The sequence below is a fragment of the Geodermatophilus sp. SYSU D01176 genome (assembly GCF_054050015.1).
In genome coordinates, this window is the sequence record NZ_JBJGYN010000032.1 from 1 (window position 1) to 17,356 (window position 17,356).

Annotated in this window: 16 protein-coding genes; 12 read left to right on the forward strand and 4 right to left on the reverse strand. The window is 72.4% G+C overall.

From position 1 onward, the window contains the following. Positions 1–90 precede the first annotated feature (90 nt). Positions 91–1,737 carry a toll/interleukin-1 receptor domain-containing protein gene (locus ACI78Z_RS16605; protein ID WP_457037643.1) on the reverse strand — a complete coding sequence of 549 codons (1,647 nt, stop codon included), beginning with the start codon at positions 1,735–1,737 and terminating at the stop codon, positions 91–93. 466 nt (positions 1,738–2,203) lie between these two features. Between ACI78Z_RS16605 and ACI78Z_RS16610 the strand changes: the two genes are divergently transcribed. From ACI78Z_RS16610 to ACI78Z_RS16620, 3 genes are all read left to right on the forward strand, one after another. Then, positions 2,204–3,142 (forward strand): integrase core domain-containing protein, encoded by a 939-nt coding sequence (locus ACI78Z_RS16610; protein ID WP_457037644.1) that lies wholly within the window; start codon positions 2,204–2,206, stop codon positions 3,140–3,142. A gap of 160 nt (positions 3,143–3,302) precedes the next feature. After that, on the forward strand, positions 3,303–4,499 hold the full coding sequence (locus ACI78Z_RS16615) for a cyclase family protein (protein ID WP_457037645.1): 1,197 nt from the start codon (positions 3,303–3,305) through the stop codon (positions 4,497–4,499). Between the two features lie 319 nt (positions 4,500–4,818). Next, positions 4,819–5,235, forward strand: a complete 417-nt coding sequence (locus ACI78Z_RS16620) for a PaaI family thioesterase (RefSeq protein ID WP_457037646.1) — start codon at positions 4,819–4,821, stop codon at positions 5,233–5,235. On the opposite strand, the gene ACI78Z_RS16625 is transcribed toward ACI78Z_RS16620, so the two are convergent. After that, complete coding sequence (locus tag ACI78Z_RS16625) at positions 5,236–6,525, reverse strand: hydroxyacid-oxoacid transhydrogenase (protein ID WP_457037647.1); 1,290 nt, start codon at positions 6,523–6,525, stop codon at positions 5,236–5,238. A gap of 44 nt (positions 6,526–6,569) precedes the next feature. On the opposite strand from ACI78Z_RS16625, the gene ACI78Z_RS16630 reads away from it, so the two are divergent. From ACI78Z_RS16630 to ACI78Z_RS16650, 5 genes are all read left to right on the forward strand, one after another. Beyond that, entirely contained in the window at positions 6,570–7,646 is a 1,077-nt protein-coding gene (locus ACI78Z_RS16630) for a cyclase family protein (protein WP_457037648.1), read from the forward strand. 6 nt (positions 7,647–7,652) lie between these two features. Then, positions 7,653–9,302, forward strand: a complete 1,650-nt coding sequence (locus ACI78Z_RS16635; RefSeq protein WP_457037649.1) for an AMP-binding protein — start codon at positions 7,653–7,655, stop codon at positions 9,300–9,302. 201 nt (positions 9,303–9,503) lie between these two features. After that, on the forward strand, positions 9,504–10,958 hold the full coding sequence (locus ACI78Z_RS16640; RefSeq protein WP_457037650.1) for an amino acid permease: 1,455 nt from the start codon (positions 9,504–9,506) through the stop codon (positions 10,956–10,958). Positions 10,959–11,054: 96 nt separating this feature from the next. After that, positions 11,055–11,666 (forward strand): hypothetical protein, encoded by a 612-nt coding sequence (locus tag ACI78Z_RS16645; protein ID WP_457037651.1) that lies wholly within the window; start codon positions 11,055–11,057, stop codon positions 11,664–11,666. A gap of 46 nt (positions 11,667–11,712) precedes the next feature. Beyond that, on the forward strand, positions 11,713–12,213 hold the full coding sequence (locus ACI78Z_RS16650) for a DUF2505 domain-containing protein (RefSeq protein ID WP_457037652.1): 501 nt from the start codon (positions 11,713–11,715) through the stop codon (positions 12,211–12,213). Between the two features lie 89 nt (positions 12,214–12,302). On the opposite strand, the gene ACI78Z_RS16655 is transcribed toward ACI78Z_RS16650, so the two are convergent. Beyond that, positions 12,303–12,881, reverse strand: a complete 579-nt coding sequence (locus ACI78Z_RS16655; RefSeq protein ID WP_457037653.1) for a universal stress protein — start codon at positions 12,879–12,881, stop codon at positions 12,303–12,305. 187 nt (positions 12,882–13,068) lie between these two features. On the opposite strand from ACI78Z_RS16655, the gene ACI78Z_RS16660 reads away from it, so the two are divergent. The 3 genes from ACI78Z_RS16660 to ACI78Z_RS16670 are packed head-to-tail and all read left to right on the forward strand — an operon-like array spanning position 13,069 to position 14,975. Continuing rightward, positions 13,069–14,307 (forward strand): serine/threonine-protein kinase, encoded by a 1,239-nt coding sequence (locus tag ACI78Z_RS16660; RefSeq protein ID WP_457037654.1) that lies wholly within the window; start codon positions 13,069–13,071, stop codon positions 14,305–14,307. A gap of 34 nt (positions 14,308–14,341) precedes the next feature. Continuing rightward, positions 14,342–14,464, forward strand: coding sequence for a hypothetical protein (locus ACI78Z_RS16665; RefSeq protein ID WP_457037655.1), 123 nt, complete (start codon positions 14,342–14,344; stop codon positions 14,462–14,464). 4 nt (positions 14,465–14,468) lie between these two features. Then, complete coding sequence (locus ACI78Z_RS16670) at positions 14,469–14,975, forward strand: mycothiol transferase (protein ID WP_457037656.1); 507 nt, start codon at positions 14,469–14,471, stop codon at positions 14,973–14,975. On the opposite strand, the gene ACI78Z_RS16675 is transcribed toward ACI78Z_RS16670, so the two are convergent. Continuing rightward, positions 14,948–16,003 carry an ion channel gene (locus tag ACI78Z_RS16675; RefSeq protein ID WP_457037657.1) on the reverse strand — a complete coding sequence of 352 codons (1,056 nt, stop codon included), beginning with the start codon at positions 16,001–16,003 and terminating at the stop codon, positions 14,948–14,950. The genes ACI78Z_RS16670 and ACI78Z_RS16675 overlap by 28 nt on opposite strands. A gap of 146 nt (positions 16,004–16,149) precedes the next feature. On the opposite strand from ACI78Z_RS16675, the gene ACI78Z_RS16680 reads away from it, so the two are divergent. Further along, on the forward strand, positions 16,150–17,337 hold the full coding sequence (locus tag ACI78Z_RS16680; RefSeq protein WP_457037658.1) for an acyl-CoA dehydrogenase family protein: 1,188 nt from the start codon (positions 16,150–16,152) through the stop codon (positions 17,335–17,337). Positions 17,338–17,356 lie beyond the last annotated feature (19 nt).

Consider the following 17,356-nt stretch of genomic DNA (forward strand, 5'->3'; position numbering starts at 1 on the left):
GCCCTTGCGGGCCACGGCGATCACGTCACGACGGAACTCCGCCGGGAACGGCTTGGGCACGATGCTGATCCTTCCAGCGAGGCCGCAGCCTCACAGGCAAGGAGTCAACCGAACCGGGGGCAGTCCCAACACCTCGCCATCCGGGCTGAAGGCCACAGCATTGACGACGTCGGGGTGGGTGAATGGCTCACCCTGAGGCTGCCCGGTGGCCACGTCCCACAGACGCAGGGTGCCGTCAGCACTCGCCGAGGCGAGCAGCTCACCATCGGGACTGAAGGCCACCGCGTTGACGACATCGGTGTGGCCGGTGAGTGGCTCGCCTCGAGGCTGCCCGGTGGCCACGTCCCACAGACGAACCGTCATGTCGGGACTCCTCGAGGCGAGCAGCCTGCCGTCAGGGCTGAAAGCCACCGCAGTCACCGAATCGGTGTGACCGATGAGTGGCTCACCGCGAGGCTGCCCGGTGGCCACGTCCCACAGACGAACCGTCTCCTCAGCACCGCCCCAGGCGAGCAACGTGCCATCAGGGCTGAACGCCACGCTGTTGCCGCCGCCGGTGGGGCCGACCAGAGGTTCTCCGTGAGGTCGTGCGGTCCCCACGTCCCAGAGGCGCACGGTGGTGTCACCTGTGGAGGCGAGCAGCTCACCGTCGGGGCTGAACGCCACGGCTTGTACGGGAGCGGTGTGCCCCCTCAACGGTTCTCGGTAGGGCCGGCGGGAACCGACGTCCCACAACCGGACAGCGGCATCCTGGTCGCCCATGGCGAGCAGCCCTGCTCGGGGGCTGAACGAGACGGAGAAACTCCCGGGCGTCCGGTAGCGCTCGGATACGTGGTGGAGATTGGCGAGCCCGGTGACGAGCCCGGCCGGCGGCTGCGGCTGCTGCCCCCTCCCCACGCTCAGACTCTGCAGTCCCACGAGGACAGCAGCCTCCGGTCGGGTGTCGACGATCCTGTCCGACTGCGCCGCCAGGAGTCGAGATATCGCGAGGTCGCGCTGTTCTCGTGCCTCGTTCCGCTGCGCCAGGAACTGCACCGAGGACAACCCCGTGGCCAAGGACAGGACGACGAGCGCGGCGATGGCTGAGTTCCGCCAGCGGGTGGTGCGTCGCTGCTGCCGAATGTCCTCCCCGATCAGGTCCTCCTTGCCAACGCCGTGCAGTGGCGCGGCCAGGTCTGCGACCACCTCGCGGAACGCCGGGTGGCGCAGCGACACGTGTTCGTCATCCCGTATCGAGCGCGCATCCACCCAGAGGGGTTCTTCGCGGAATGCCCCTCTCAGGGCGGGTGGCAGTGCAGTCGATGCGACCGGGTCGAAGTCTCCGGTGCTGTGATCCCAGGTCAGGTCGCCGTCGGTCAAGGCGATCAGCAGGTTTTGTCGGGGCTTGTGCTCCAGCCACCAGGTCACCTCCTGGTTCACCCACTCAGAGGCTGCCGCTTCGGGGGAAGCCAGCAGGATGAAGAACTCCGAGGTGGCGAGTGCCTCTTCGATGGACGACCACAGCGCAGGCGTGGCCGACAAGCTGGTGGTGTCGCGGAATACCCGGAAGGCAGGCATCCGGTACCAGGGCTTGGCGAGCCGGTGCAGACCGCGCTGCAGCGCGGGGGCCAACTTGCCGTCGGCGGCGTGGCTGTAGGAGATGAACGCCCGATACCGGCCTTCTTCGGTCGGCTGTGCCGTGGCTGCCCGATTCTCCTCCTGCGCGGGCTGTTGGCCTGGAACTGCGCTGCTGTCCATGATCCCTGCTTCGGGCTTCTTCTGTGTCGTTGACAGAAAGCACTCGTGGACCGGGCTGCCCCACATCTCATCTGCACCGGGATCCGCCCGACCCGAGCGATCTGTCGCCGACCTATCAACAGGCGGCGACAGGAGCGGCCTGCCGTTCGAGTCTCGCTCGTCGGTGTCACTGATCCATCACCGAACCGACAGTGATCAGGCCGCGTGGTACCGCTGACCGTCACACGATGGTCCCTCCGCGTGGGTGACGTCCCGCCGGGTGGTGCAAGTCCAGGTCACGACCGTGTGGGTGATCAGGTGCGAGGGCCATCGTGTGATGGTCAGCGAGACCACGGCAATGGTTCTCGCGGAAGGACACAGCACACGATGGCCCTGGACCAGTCTGCCCTGCTCGAGGTGCTCGACGCACTGAAGGCCGCCGATGTCGAAGACCGAGTTCGCGGCGGCCACCACGATCTACTAGGCGTTGATCGACAACGGCACGGTCTACCCCACCCGCTTCGCCGGCGGCCGCGGTGGCCGCAACCACCTCGAGCTCGAGCTGCGCCGGCTGGGCATCGTGCAGAAGAACTCCCGGCCCAACCACCCCACCTGCGGCAAGGTCGAGCGCTTCCAGCAGACGCTGAAGAGGTGGCTCGCCGCCCAGCCCGCCCAGCCGGCCACGCTCGCCGAGCTGCAGGCGCTGCTCGACGTCTTCGTCCCGGCCTACAACCACCAGCGCCCGCACCGATCGCTGCCCCACCGGGCCACCCCCGCGACCGCCTACGCCGCCCGCCCCAAAGCCACGCCCGGCACCGACCGCGACCGCGACACCCACGACCGCGTCCGCGTCCGCACCGACAAGACCGATCGACCGGATGCGTCACCCTGCGCCTGGCCGGCCGGCTGCACCACATCGGCATCGGCCGAACCCACGCCGGAAGCCACGTCCTGCTGGTGGTCCAGGACCAGCACGTCCGCATCGTCGACACCGCCACCGGCGAACTCCTCCGCGAGCTCACCATCGACCCCACCCGCGACTACCGGCCCACCGGCAAGCCACCCGGACCCATCCCGGAAAAGCAGTAGGCCGGACCCACGAATCGTGGGTCCGGGCTATGCCGATGTCCTGCGACATCACGTGTTGAGCCAGGACACCACCCGCCCCACCGGTATATGTGCAGGTCAAGACCCGGCATCTGATCGCCGATCTGGACGGCAGGGCCCCGAGCCCACACTACGCACCGTCACGATTTGTAACGGACACCTCGAGTGCGGCGTCCATGCGTTCCGAGGGCGCGCCGAGGTCGTCTCGAAGAGCCCGGGGCAGACGTCGAGGGTCATCGCCGCCGAGCCTGCTGGTGGCCAGCGGCGCGAACGTCAAGGAGGGGAACGGGGAGATGTCCGTAGGACGGCGACCGCTTGACCGGCTGGGGCAGCGGGATCTCCGCGCGCCCCGCTCGGTGGGCGTCCAGCAGGCCAGGGGCTCGTCGGTCGGTTGCACGCGACGGGGTGGTCCGGAGGCCGTGTTGCCCGCGTCACACCGGCGCCCGTACGGTCGGACCCCCTGCGTCCTGAGGAGCACGATGCGTCCCGACCTGTTCGTGGCTCACACCGCCTTGTCCCGCCGCTCCGCCCTGGGGCTCGCCGGCGTGGCCGCTCTCGGTGTCGCTGGTCTGGCCGGCGCGTTGCCGGCCGCTGCACACGAATCCAGCGCAGGGATGGACGGCGCGGGCTACGACGACGTGATGTTCGACGTGGCTGTCGCCGAGGGCGGTGGCTGGGCGCCGTCCCGCTACGGCCCGACCGACCAGCGCGGCACGTTCAACGAGGTCACCGCCGCCAAGACCGCCGCCGCCCTGGGGCTCCTGGCCGACAGCCATCCGGTGAAGACCTACAACCTCGGTGAGCTGATGACTAACGGGTTCCCGGCTTACCAGACCACGCCGCCGCGGGTGTACCAGCAGCGGCTCACCGTCCTCGGGTACCAGCCGCCCGCTGGTTTCACCGAGGGCGGCGGGATCCTGCAGGGCACCGAACCGCTGGGTCCCAACCGGGTCAGCGTGCACGAGGAGCGCTTCCCCGAGGAGTACACGTACCAGATCGTCACGCAGCTCGATGGGCTGAACCACATCGGCGTCGGGCCGACCTTCTACAACGGCTTCCAGGGCCCGGACATCGCGACGTCCACCGGGACGACGAGGCTCGGGAACGAACACATGGGGCCGATCGTCACCCGCGGCATCCTGCTCGACGTGCTGGGCCTCAAGCTCGACGAGGGAGCGAGCGACGCGCTGTCGCGCAGCAAGGACGGCGACCCGGTGCTGCGCGACAACTACCGGATAACGATCTCGGACCTGACCGCCGCGGCGGCCCGCGGCGGCATCCGAGGCATCCACCCCGGCGACGTCGTGCTGCTGCGGACCGGCTGGAACAAGATCGCCCGGAGCGAGCCGGAGCGCTATCTGGCCCAGGAGCCGGGCATCTACCTGGCCGAGGCGCGTTTCCTGGCCGACCGACGCCCCGCCATCATCGGCTCGGACTCCTGGGCGCTCGAGGTGCTGGGCAACCCGGTGGTGCAGGCCGTGTTCCCCGTGCACCAGGAACTGCTCGTCAAGCACGGCATCCGGATCGGTGAGGGCATCATCACCGACGAGCTCGCGGCGGACGGTGTCTACGAGTTCGTCTACCTGACGACGCCGCAGTACGCGAAAGGCGCGACCGCGGGCAACGCGCCGCCGGCCGCGCTCGGACAGCCGGGGCGCGGCAGCGGCCGCGGATGACGAGGCAGCGCGACGCGGGGTGACCGGCCGGCCGCAGGTCGTGCCCCACGACGTGCAGCGGCGGGGAACTCGGCTTCGTCACGGACGTCGAGTCATGGCTGCTCCGGCGGAGCCGTACGTCATGGCCGGTGCTGCATCCAGGTCGACGAAGACCGCGGTCGGCGATGACCGTGGTGACGGCGGTGGCGCTGGTCGTCCACGACGTCGGCCACCCGGTCGAGACCGTGGTCCTCATGCGGAGGACACCACGGTCGGCCCGATCGGCTGACGGCTCCCGCGTGCGAGGTTCGATGCAGCCCCCGACGAGAGGTTGGTCCTCGTGCCGTCAGACCACGTGCTCGCCGCCCGGGTGCAGGCCGTGCTCGACATCCCGCTGAACCGGTTCCTGGGCATGCGGCTGCGGGACCCGGCGGACCCGTCGGCCGGCGTCTGGTTCCCGGTGGGCCCCTCCGCGCAGAACCAGGCCGCGGTGCTGCACGGCGGCGTCGTCACCACGCTGCTCGACACCGCGAGCTACCTCGCGCTGCTCCCGTCGCTGTCCGACGCCGAGCACGCGGTGACCCACGACCTCACGGTGTCGCTGCTCCGGTCGGTGGCCGCCGACCGGCGGGTGGACATCACCGCGACGGTGCTCCGCCGCGGCCGCGCAGTGGCCTTCATGCGCGCCGAGGCGACGGTCGACGGCGAGCTCGTCGCCGCCGCCCAGGTCACCAAGAGCGTCGTCCGGCTTGGCTGATCACCAGAGCGACAGCGACCGGCGGAAGATGCCGGCGATGTCGTCCTCGGTGACCTCGCGCGGACAGGTCGCCAGCAGCCGCTGCTGCTTCATCGTGCCCTCGACCAGGTCCGGGATGTCACCCTCGCCGAAGCCGACCGCCCCCACGCCGTTGGGGATGTCGATGTCGCGCATCAGGTCGGTCAGGACCAGGGGCAGGAAGTCCACCGGCTCGGTCGGGATGCCCGCATTGGGCGCCAGCAGCTGGGCCGCCCGCACGTGCCGCTCCGGGGAGGCCTCGAAGGTGAAGCGGAAGGCCTCCGGCGCGGTCAGCGCGACCGACATCCCGTGCGGGACCATCGGCTCGTCGGCCGGGTAGTCCTTGGGGTGGAAGTCCTTCACCTGCCCGGCGATCGGGTAGCCGTTGGCGTGCGGGATGTGCACGCCGGCGTTGCCGAAGCCCATGCCGGCGAAGGTCGCGGCCATGGCCATGTCCGTCCGGGCCTGGACGTCGTCCCCGTGCCGGACCGCCCGCCGGAAGGAACCGGCCAGCAGGGTGAGCGCCTTCTCGCACCACATGTCCGAGATCGGGTTGGAGCCGCAGTAGGGCACCCGCTGCTCGGGCGTCTTGTGCTCGTAGGTCGTGTACCAGCGCGCGGTGTAGCTCTCCAGCGCATGGCAGAGGATGTCCATGCCCGCGGCCGCGGTCACCCCTGGCGGCTGGGTGAGGGTCAGGTCGGGGTCGATGACCGCCAGCGTCGGGCGCAGCATGGCGTGGCTGATCCCGGTCTTCACCCGCGCGGCGATGACGTCCATGATGCAGACCGTCGTGCTCTCCGAGCCGGTGCCCGTCGTCGTCGGCACCGCGACCAGGGGCTTGAGCGGCTGCGACGGCGCCTGCCCCTTGCCGACGGGCACGTTGACGTAGTCCATGAGCTCGCCGGGGTTCGTGGTCAGCAGGTTGATCGCCTTGGCGGTGTCGATGGCCGACCCGCCGCCGACGGCGACGAACGCGTCCCACGGCCCCGACGAACGGGCCTCCTCGATCGCGGCGACCAGGCTGACGTCGGTCGGCTCGACGTGCACGCCGTCGTACACCCGGGCCTCGATGCCGAACCGCGCCATCTGGTCGGACACCCGCTGCGGGATGCCGGTGGCTGCCAGGCCCGCGTCGGTGACCACCAGCACGCGGCGGACGCCGTACCGGCTCAGGTCGTAGCCGATCTCGTCGGAGGCCCCGCTCCCGAACTTCAGCTGCGGCGACCCGTAGGTGAAGACGGACTCGGGGTGGGCGGGCGAGACGGTGGTCATGACGTCCCTCTCTGCGGGTCGGACGGCGGGTCGGACGCGGTCGGTTGCACCGACTGTTGCACGCCGGTTGTGGCGGCCACCACAGCGGCGGATCATCCACCGCACCGCCCCGCCCGTCCGCACGAGGGCACCCGCTCGCAGTCCAGGAGGCCCCCCTGACCGACGCGCCCCCCACCGCGCCCGCCCTCGACGACCTGCTCGCCGACTCGCCGACGAACTGGGGCAAGTGGGGGCCGGACGACGAGGTCGGCGCCCTGAACTACCTGGGCCCGGAGCAGGTGCTGGCCGCCGTCCGGCTGGTCAGCTCGGGCAAGGTCTTCACCCTGCAGCGGCTCATCGGCGACCCGAAGGGCGACCCGGTGTGGCCCGGCCGGAGACCCGCCCAGCGGACCCAGCTCCTCGACGAGTCGACCTGGGACTCCGCCGACGCGCCGCAGTTCCCCGGCGGCGCGCACTGCGCTGACGACAGGATCAAGGCCTTCCTCCAGGGCTCGACGCAGTACGACGGGCTGGGCCACGTCTGGTACGGCGGGAAGCTCTGGAACGGCTACGACGCCCGCACCACCATCGGCGGTCTGGACAAGGCCAGCGTCGAGCCGATCGCCCAGCGCGGCGTCGTCGGCCGGGCGGTCCTGCTCGACATGGCGCGCTTCCGCGGCAAGGACACCCTGGACAAGGGCGAGACCTTCAGCCACGAGGACCTGCTCGAGTGCGCCACGTCCCAGGGCGTGGAGATCCAGAAGCGGGACATCCTGCTCATCCGGACCAACTTCCTGCAGCTGTTCTTCGAGCAGGGCGAGGCCTTCTACGAGGGCTTCAACGAGCCGGGCCTGGTGTACAGCCCCGAGCTGGTGCAGTGGTTCCAGGACATGGAGATCCCCAACCTGGTCACCGACACCATCGCCAACGAGGTCACGGTCGACCCGAACCACGGCGTCGCCCTGGTCCTGCACAACGCGCTCATGCGCAACCTCGGGGTCACCCTCACCGAGATCGCCGACCTGGAGCAGCTCGCCGCCGACTGCGCCGAGGACGGGCAGTACGCCTTCCTCTACGTCGCGGCCCCGCTCAAGGTGGCCAAGGGCAGCGGCTCCCCGGTCAACCCCGTCGTCGTCAAGTAGGCCACCGTGAGCGACTACGACGAACGGCCCTGGCTGGCCCTCTACGGCGTCGAGCCGGCCGACTACGAGCCCGAGTTCGACGACGCGCTGAGCGTGTTCCGCGCCGGGCTGGCACGGGACCCGTCGGGCGACGCCCTGCGGTACTTCGACGGCGCCCTCCGCCGGCGGGAGCTCGACGAGCTCAGCGACGCCCTGGCCGCGGGCCTGCTCGCCAACGGGTTCGCCGCCGGCGACCGGCTGGCGGTCTACCTGCAGAACGTGCCGCAGTTCGTCATCGCGATGGTCGCCACCTGGAAGGCCGGCGGCGTCATGGTGTCGATCAACCCGATGAGCCGGACCCGCGAGCTGTCCTACCTGCTCGAGGACTCCGGGGCCACGGTGCTGCTGTCGCTGGAGTCGCTGTACGACCAGGTCGCCCGGGACGTCGTGCCGGACACCGACGTCCGGCTGGTGCTGACGACCAGCGAGCTGGAGTTCCAGACCCGTCACGACGAGCGGCTGTTCGCCGGGGTGAGCCGGCAGCGCCACGAGGGGACGACGGACCTCGGCGCGTTCCTGGCCGAGCACCGCGGGCAGACGCCGCCGCCGGTGCACCTCGGCCCGGACGACGTCGCGTTCCTGACCTACACCTCGGGGACGACGGGGGTGCCCAAGGGCGCCATGAACACCCACCGCAACGTCGTCTTCACCGCGCAGGTGTACCGCGACTGGACGCACGCCGGGCGGGACGGCGCGATCTTCGGCATCGCCCCGCTGTTCCACATCACCGGGCTGATCGGGCACATCGCGGTCAGCCTGCTGGTCCCGGCGCCGCTGGTGCTGGCCTACCGGTTCGACCCGCAGGTCGTCCTGGACGCCTTCCTCGAGCACCGGCCGGCCTTCACCATCGGCGCGATCACCGCGTTCAGCGCCCTGCTGAACGCCCCGGGGATGACCCGGGACCACTTCGCGTCGTTCACCTCGATCTACTCCGGCGGCGCGGCGATCTCCCCGGCGGCGGAGCGGCGGTTCCTCGAGGCCACCCGCAAGCAGGTGCACAACGCCTACGGCCTGACCGAGACGACCTCGCCCATGACGGTCACGCCGTTCGGCTCGCCGTCCCCGGTCGACCCCACCTCGGGAGCGCTGTCGGTCGGCGTACCGGCGCCGAACACGATCGTGCGCATCCAGGACGACGACGGGAAGGACCTCCCCATGGGCGAGGTCGGCGAGATCGTCGCCGACGGGCCGCAGGTCGTCGCCGGCTACTGGGGCAAGCCGGAGGAGACCGCCGCCAACCTGCCCGGCGGGGCGCTGAAGAGCGGCGACGTCGGCTTCATGGACCCCGCGGGCTGGGTGTTCATCGTCGACCGCAAGAAGGACATGATCAACGCGTCGGGCTACAAGGTGTGGCCGCGGGAGGTGGAGGACGTCCTCGCCGAGCACGCGGCGGTCCGCGAGTCGGCGGTCGTGGGCGTCCCCGACGAGAAGCGCGGGGAGACGGTGAAGGCCTTCGTCAGCCTGGTGGCCGGCGCGAGCGCCACACCCGAGGAGCTCATCGCGCACTGCAAGGAGCGCATGGCGGCCTACAAGTACCCGCGCAGCGTCGAGATCGTCGACGAGCTACCCAAGACCGTCACCGGCAAGATCCTCCGCCGGGAGCTGCGGGGGACCTGACCCGACGCAGTCCGACCCGGACCCTCCGTGGCGCAGCCGGTGGGCTCCGTCACGGGCGGCCGGGTCGCTGCCGGCCGGTCCCCGCCGCCCGTTGACGACGGGGACCGGGGTCAGCAGGCTCCCCCGGTCACCGCGTCCTCGGGACCGGACACGGACCGCGGCGTCCGGCACGGTCCCCGGACCCGACCGGGAGGGAGACCCGTGGCCACTCCGGAGGGGCGGTCGATCTGGCGGCGCATGCCGATCGACCGGATGGACGAGATCGAGCAGGACAGCGGAGCCGGCGCGCTGACCAAGAGCCTCGGGCTCTGGCAGCTGACCGCGATCGGGGTCGGCGGCATCATCGGCGTCGGGATCTTCTCCCTCGCCGGGCTGGTCGCCCACGGCGACGCGGACAACCCCGGCGTCGGGCCGGCCGTGCTGATCGCCTTCCTCGTCGCCGGGCTGGCCTCCGCTGCCGCGGCGCTGTCCTACGCCGAGTTCGCCGGCATGATCCCGCGCGCCGGCTCGGCCTACACCTACGGCTACGTGGCCCTCGGCGAGGTCATCGGGTGGTTCATCGGGTGGGACCTGCTCCTGGAGTACATCGCCATCGTCGCGGTCGTGGCGATCGGCATCTCCGGCTACCTGGAGGCCTTCCTCGACGGCTTCGGGGTCGCCCTGCCGGTCTCGCTCACCGCCTCGGCCGAGGAAGGCGGGGTCGTCAACATCCCGGCCGTCCTAATCTGCCTGCTGGTGACCTTCATCCTCAGCCGCGGGACCAGGACGTTCGGCCGCTTCGAACTCGTCGCGGTGGCCATCAAGATCCTGCTGATCCTGTTCATCATCGGGCTGGGCGTGTTCTACGTCGACGCCGGCAACTACGACCCGTTCCTGCCGGCCGGGTTCGGCCCGGTGCTCACCGGCGCCGCCACCGTCTTCTTCGCCGTCTTCGGCTACGACGCCATGAGCACCGCCGCGGAGGAGGCCGAGGACGGCAAGCAGCACATGCCCAAGGCGATCATCCTGTCGCTGGTCATCGCGATGGTGCTCTACGTGGCCGCCACGCTGGTGCTCACCGGCATGCAGGACTACCGGGAGATCGACCCGACCGCCGGCTTCGCCTCGGCCTTCAGCAGCGTCGGGCTGCCGGTCGTCGCGAGCATCATCTCCGTCTTCGCCGTGCTGTCGATCCTGACCGTGATGCTGACCTTCCTGCTGGGCGTCACCCGCGTCTGGTTCTCGATGAGCCGCGACGGGCTGCTGCCGCCGTGGTTCGCCCGGGTGGACCGCCACGGCACCCCGCAGCGAGTGACCTGGATCGCCGGCACCGGCTCGGCCCTGCTGGCCGGTGTCTTCCCGATCCGCGCCGTCGCGGACCTGACGAACATCGGCATCCTGTCGGCGTTCATCGTCGTGTGCGCAGCGGTCATCCTGTTCCGCTACACCCGGCCCGACGCGCCCCGCTCGTTCCGGTTGCCGTTCATGCCCTTCGTCCCCGCGTTCGGCGTCCTGTCGTCGCTGTTCCTGATCTGGCAGCTGCCCTGGGAGACCTGGGCGCGCTTCGGGGTGTGGCTGGTCATCGGCTTCGTCATCTACTTCACCTACGGTCGCCGGCACTCGCTGCTCAACCCGGACAGCCCGCACCACCGGCAGCGGCCGACCCCGACCCCCTGACGGGGTCACCCGGCGCCGGTGGCCCACCGCCGGTCCGCCTCGACCCCGTCCGGTGCGGTCGTCGACTCGGCGCCCCGGCCGCGCCAGGATGCGGCCGTGGACGACGACTGGGACGACTCGGTCTCGATGCGGCTGGCCGCCCTCGCCCTGGACCGGGGCCGGTTGACCGACGACCCGGTGACGGCGCTGGCGGTACGCGGCACCCTGCTGATCGACCCCGGACTGCGCGGCCGCGTGCAGGACACCGAGGACGCCGTCGAGTTCGACGACCGGCCCAGCGGCTTCGCCCCTGCCGACCGCCTACTGGCACAGGTGGCGGCGTCGCTCACCGAGCTGCTGCGCCACGGACCGGTCGACCAGGAGGACCTCGCCGCCGAGCACCTCCGGCGCGGGTCCTGGACGGTGCGCCGCGGGCTCCTCGGCATCCGCTACGTCGACCACCGGGCCGGCCGCACGACCGCCGACGAGCAGGCCCTCGAGGAGCGGCAGCGGGAGGCGTGGACCCCGGACGACGCGGCCCTCGCCGCCGTCGGCAGCACCCTCGGGCTCCTGGCCACGCCGCGGGAGCGGGCCGGCGAGCAGCTCCTCGCGCGCACCGGGCCGGTGCGCCGGCTGGCCGACCTGGTCGTCGACGAGGTCGACCGGGCGATCACCCGGGGCCGGTTCATGCGCGGAGCCGTCAGCTTCGCCGACGGTTCCCCCGGCTGACCGCGCCTCGACGGGCGCGGCCGCGCCGCGCGTCGCAGGATGGCGCGTGCCCATCGACCACACCGCCACGTTCCCGGCCGCCCCGGACGACGTCCTCGCCGTCCTCACCGACGAGGCGTTCCTCCGCGACTACGCGCAGGCGCTCGGCGCGCGGCTCGAGTCGGTGGAGGTCGTCCCGGGCGACGGCAGCCCGCGCACCGCGCTGCGGCTCGTCGTCCCCACGCTGGGGATCCCGGGCGTCTTCACCCGCTTCGTCGGCCGCGAGGTCGCCGTCGCCGACCGGCGCGACTGGGCGGCCGACGGCGACGGCGGCCACCGCGCCGTCCTGCAGGTGGAGTCCCGCATCCTCGGCCGGACGGCGGCGGTGCGCGGCGAGCGCCGGCTGCGCCCGACGGCCGGGGGCACGCGCTCGACGGTCACCGGGGAGGCGGAGGTCGACGCGCCCCTCGTCGGGCGGCAGGCCGAGGGCGCGGTCCGGGAGCTCGCGATGGTCGTGCTCCGCCGCGAGGACGACGTGCTGCGCCGCTGGCTGGGGACGCCGGACTGAGAGAGGACTCCCTTACCCCCGCCACTCGCAGGCTCGCGGCGGGACCCTGCACGGGGGCCGTCAGAGCTCGGAGCGGCCCAGCGTCCCCGTCAGGGGCCGCTGAAGTCGGCCGTGGCCCCCCGGAAGCGGCGTCGCCGCGCCCGCACCTGCTCCCCGTCGTGGCGGCGCCGCAGGTGCAGCCGCTCGTGGTGCGCCTGCGGCGAGTGCACGACGGTGACCGGGCACGCCGCGTGCAGGGCGCACTGCATGCTCGTCGAGCCGAGCAGCATGCTGGAGAACCCGCCGTGACCCCGGCTGCCGACCACGAGCAGGTCCGCGCCGGCCGACTCCCGGATGAGCGCGTCCGCCGCCGAGCCGAGGACGGCCGTCACGTGGATCTCCGGGTGCGGCTCCGGGACCTCGCGGAGCACCTCGGCGATGAACCCCTCGGCCCGCTGCACCGCCTCCGCCTCGGCCCTGTCGTACTCGAAGTCGCCGATCGCGTCGAAGTCCATCCACGCCTCCGGCGGACGGTGGGCGATGACCGCCTCGACCGGCACTCCCCGGCGGACGGCGTCCTCGACGGCGAACCGCACCGCGGCCCTCGCGCCCGCCGAGCCGTCCACCCCCACCACCACGCGGGGTCCGCGCGCCTGGGGCCCCTCGGCCCGTTCGGCCTGCTCGGTCATGACGGCCTCCTCAGCACCGCCCGCCGTGGGGCCGGGTGCCACCACGGGCGACCTGATCGTGGTCCGTTCCGCCGCCCGGGGACAAGGACCTCCGGTGCGGCCGGACACGCCGACCCGCCCCTGCCCGAGGAGGCCGGCGATGCGCTCGGGGGGCGCAGCGCCGCGGACTCCGGCGTACCGTCCGCGCATGACCGCCGATCCGGCGTCCGCCGAACGCCTGCTGGCCGGCCGCTACGCGCTGCGGGAGGTCCTCGGCCGCGGCGGCATGGGCGTCGTCTGGCTGGCCACCGACCAGCGGCTGGAGCGGCCGGTGGCGGTCAAGGAGGTCACCTTCGCGCTGCACCTGTCCGACCACGAGCGAGAGATGCTGCGCGAGCGCACCATGCGCGAGGCCCGCACCGCCGCCCGGCTGGACCACCCGTCGGTCACCTCGGTCTACGACGTGGTCGAGGAGGACGGCCGCCCCTGGCTCGTCATGGAGCTCGTCGAGTCCTGCAGCCTGCAGCAGGTCATCGACGGGCAGGGCCCGCTGCCGTGGCCGGCGGTGGCCCGCATCGGGCTGGACGTGCTGGCCGGGCTGACCGCGGCGCACCAGGCCGGGATCGTGCACCGCGACGTGAAGCCGGCCAACGTGCTGGTCGCCCCTGACGGGCGGGCCTGCCTCACCGACTTCGGCATCGCGACCGCCACCGGCGACCCGGCGATCACGACGACCGGCGCCATCATCGGCTCGCCGTCCTACATGGCGCCCGAGCGGGCCAACGGCGAGCCGCCCGGCCCGGCGGTGGACCTGTGGTCGCTCGGCGCGACGCTCTACACCGCCGTCGAGGGCCGTCAGGCGTTCGCCCGCGGCGAGCCGATGGCCACCCTCATGGCGGTCGTGACCGAGGAGCCGCCACCGCCGGTCAACGCCGGCCCGATCGAGCCGGTGCTGCGCGGCCTGCTCACCAAGGACCCGGCGCAGCGGATGACCGCCGAGCAGGCACGCCAGGGGCTGCAGGCGGCGCTGGACGGAGCACAGCACGGCCCGACCTGGTCGCCACCGCCGTCCCCACGGCCGCCGGACCCGGTGCCGGAGGTCGACCGGGTCGAGCGGATCGACGCCGCGGACCTCAAGGCACTGGCGGCCGCATCGGCGACGGTGATCGGAGCGGTGGCGCGGGACGCCCGGGACCAGGCCCGGCACCTGGCCGAGCGCCGCCGGGAGAAGCGGTCGCAGGAGCGGCAGCGCGCACCGGAGGCCCCGGCCCCCCAGCCGGCGCCGGCCCGTACGGGACGGCGGCCGGCGCAGCGCGCCGACACCCGGCCGCGGCGGCGCCGGTTCCGCCGTCGCTGGGTCGTCGTCCCGGTGCTCGTGGTGGTGGTCGCGCTGCTCGCCGTGGCGGCCGGCCTGGTGGTGCTCGCCGGCTACCTGCTCGGCTGGTGACGCGGACCGTCGCGACCTGCGGCAGGCTCGGTCCATGACGACACCACCCGCCGACCCGCCGCAGCCCCGCGACATCGCCCTGGAGATGGCGACGCCCGAGCAGGCCGCCGACCTGGAGGCGCAGAGCGATCCGGCGGACGCCCCGGACGAGGAGTGAGCACGTGCGCAGCCGCGACGTCCTGACCTACGCCTACTCGCAGGTCGCCGAGACCCTGGAGGGCACCGTCGAGGGGCTGGAGCCCGACGACCTCGCCCGCCGCGTGCAGCCCGGCGCCAACCCGATCGGCTGGCTGGCCTGGCACCTGCTGCGCATCCAGGACGACCACGTCGCCGACGTCGCCGGCACCGAGCAGGTGTGGACCGCCGAGGGTTGGGCCGGCCGCTTCGGCCTGCCGGTCGACGACGCGGCCACCGGCTACGGGATGAGCGACGAGGAGGTCGACGCCGTCCGGGTGCCCTCGGCCGACCTGCTGCTGGGTTACTCCCGGGCCGTGCACGCCCGGACGGCGGAGTTCCTGCGCGGCCTGTCCGACCACGAGCTCGACCGGGTCGTGGACACGAACTGGGACCCGCCGGTCACCCTCGGCGTCCGGCTGGTCAGCGTGCTCTCCGACGGCTTCCAGCACCTGGGCCAGGCGGCCTACGTGCGCGGCCTGCTCCGCGGCTGAGCCTCGACCAGCCGGGCGGGCTCGATCCGGCGCTCGGCGACGTAGTACAGCGTGGCCCCCTCGGGCACCGCGGTGTGCCAGGCGGGGCTGACCACCAGCGGCCCGCCGTCGGTGCGCAGCGCCAGCACCGTGGCTCCGAAGGTCCGCCCGAACCAGGTCTGGCAGTCGCCGAACGTGCGGTGCGGGAAGCCGGCGGGGAGGCGGGCGGAGTACGTGTTGCCGTGCCCGCCGCTGGTCATGAGGTCGCTGTAGACCTGCGCGATGCCGGGGTCGTTGGCCTCCTCGGTCAGCAGGAACGGCATGTGCCACTGCACCGCCTGGACGTCGGGGTGCACGTAGCGCAGCGTGTCCAGCCGGCCGAGGTCGCGCAGCGCGACGACCAGGTGGATGCCCGGGTTGGCGTGGGTGACGGCGAGCGCGACGGCGATGGCCTCGTTGTCGTCGCGGACGTCGACGACCGCGGTGCGGGCGCGGGCGACGCAGGCGCGGGCCATCACGGGGGCGGAGGTCAGGTCACCGCGGACGAAGTCCACGTCCACCCGCTCGGGCAGCGGGTCCTCGGGGACGTCGTCCCAGGTGCACAGGACCACGTGCGCGCGGTCCTCGGCGGTCAGCTCGGCGACGATGCGCGCCGTCCGCCCCGGCGTGTAGCCGAGCAGGACGACGTGATCGGTGAGGTCCAGGTCGACCAGCCCCCTCAGTCTCTTGCCGCGCCCCGTCTGCAGCGCCGCGGACAGCTGCGTGAACAGCAGGGTGAGCGTGACGATGCCGCCGACGATGACGTAGGCGCCGACGACGCGACCGCCGGTCGAGGCCGGGTAGACGTCGCCGTAGCCGACGGTCGCCGAGGTGACGACGAAGTACCACCAGTAGGTGCCCGGCGAGGCGATCCCGGTCCCGGCCGGCTCGACCAGCGCCATGGCCGCCCAGCTGGTCAGGAAGACGACGACCGCGACCGCCAGCGGCAGCCGCCACCCGGGCAGCCGCAGGCGCAGCATGCGCGCCAGACGCGCGATGAGGAACGGCACCCGCGGACCTCCCGACGACGACCGGGGCAACCTAACCGACGTGATCACCCGGCGGCGGCCCCCGCACGCCGGTCGTCCCCCGTATGGGGCGGGACCGGACGCCGACGGCCGGGCGGGTGGGCCGCCCCGGACGTAGCGTCCGGGCCATGAGCGAGCCGAGCCCCGACTTCTACGACCTGGAGGAACTCCTCGAGCCGGAGGAGATCGAGATCCGCGACCGGGTGCGCGCGTTCTGCGAGCGGGAGGTCACCCCGCGCATCAACGACTACTGGGAGCGCGCCGAGTTCCCCTTCGAGCTGGTGCCCAAGCTCGCCGGGCTCGGCATCGCCGGCGGCACCATCGAGGGCTACGGCTGCCCGGGGATGAGCAACGTCGCCGCCGGCCTGGTGGCCGCGGAGTTCGCCCGCGCCGACGGCAGCATCGGCACCTTCAACGGCGTCCACAGCTTCCTGGCGATGCAGTCGATCGCGATGCTCGGCGACGAGGAGCAGCGCGAGCGCTGGCTGCCCGCGATGGCCCGGATGGAGCGCATCGGCGCCTTCGGCCTCACCGAGCCCGCACACGGCTCGGACGCCGTCGGCCTGGAGACCTCCGCCCGCCGGGACGGCGACTCCTTCGTGCTCGCGGGTGCGAAGAAGTGGATCGGCAACGGCACCATCGCCGACCACGTGATCATCTGGGCCCGCGGCGAGGACGGCGCGGTCGGCGGCTACGTCGTCGACAAGGGGACGCCCGGCTACGAGGCCCGCGTGATGACCGGGAAGACGGCGCTGCGCGCGGTGTGGCAGGCGGAGATCACGCTGACCGACGTCCGGGTGCCCGCGGAGAACCGGCTGGCCCACTGCCGTTCCTTCCGGGACGTCTCGACGGTGCTGGACCGCACCCGCTACACCGTCGCCTGGCGGGCGCTGGGGCTGGCCACCGCCTCCTACGAGCTGGCCCTGGCGCACGCGCTGCGCCGCGAGCAGTTCGGCTTACCGATCGCCGGCTACCAGCTGGTGCAGGACAAGCTCGCCCGGATGCTCGCCGAGATCACCGCGATGCAGCTGATGTGCTGGCGGTTGTCGAAGCTGGCCGACGCCGGCCGGATGACCGCCGCGATGGCCTCCCTGGCGAAGATGAACCACGCCGCCAAGGCCCGGGCCATCGTCGCCGACGCCCGCGACATCCTCGGTGGCGACGGCATCCTCATCGACCACCACGTGGCCCGCCACCACGCCGACATGGAGGCCGTCTTCACGTTCGAGGGCACCGACTCGGTGCAGGCGCTCATCGTGGGCCGGGAGATCACCGGCCTGTCGGCCATCAGCGGACGGCGGCCCGAGCGCCGCTGAGCCGAGGGAGCAGCCCGGC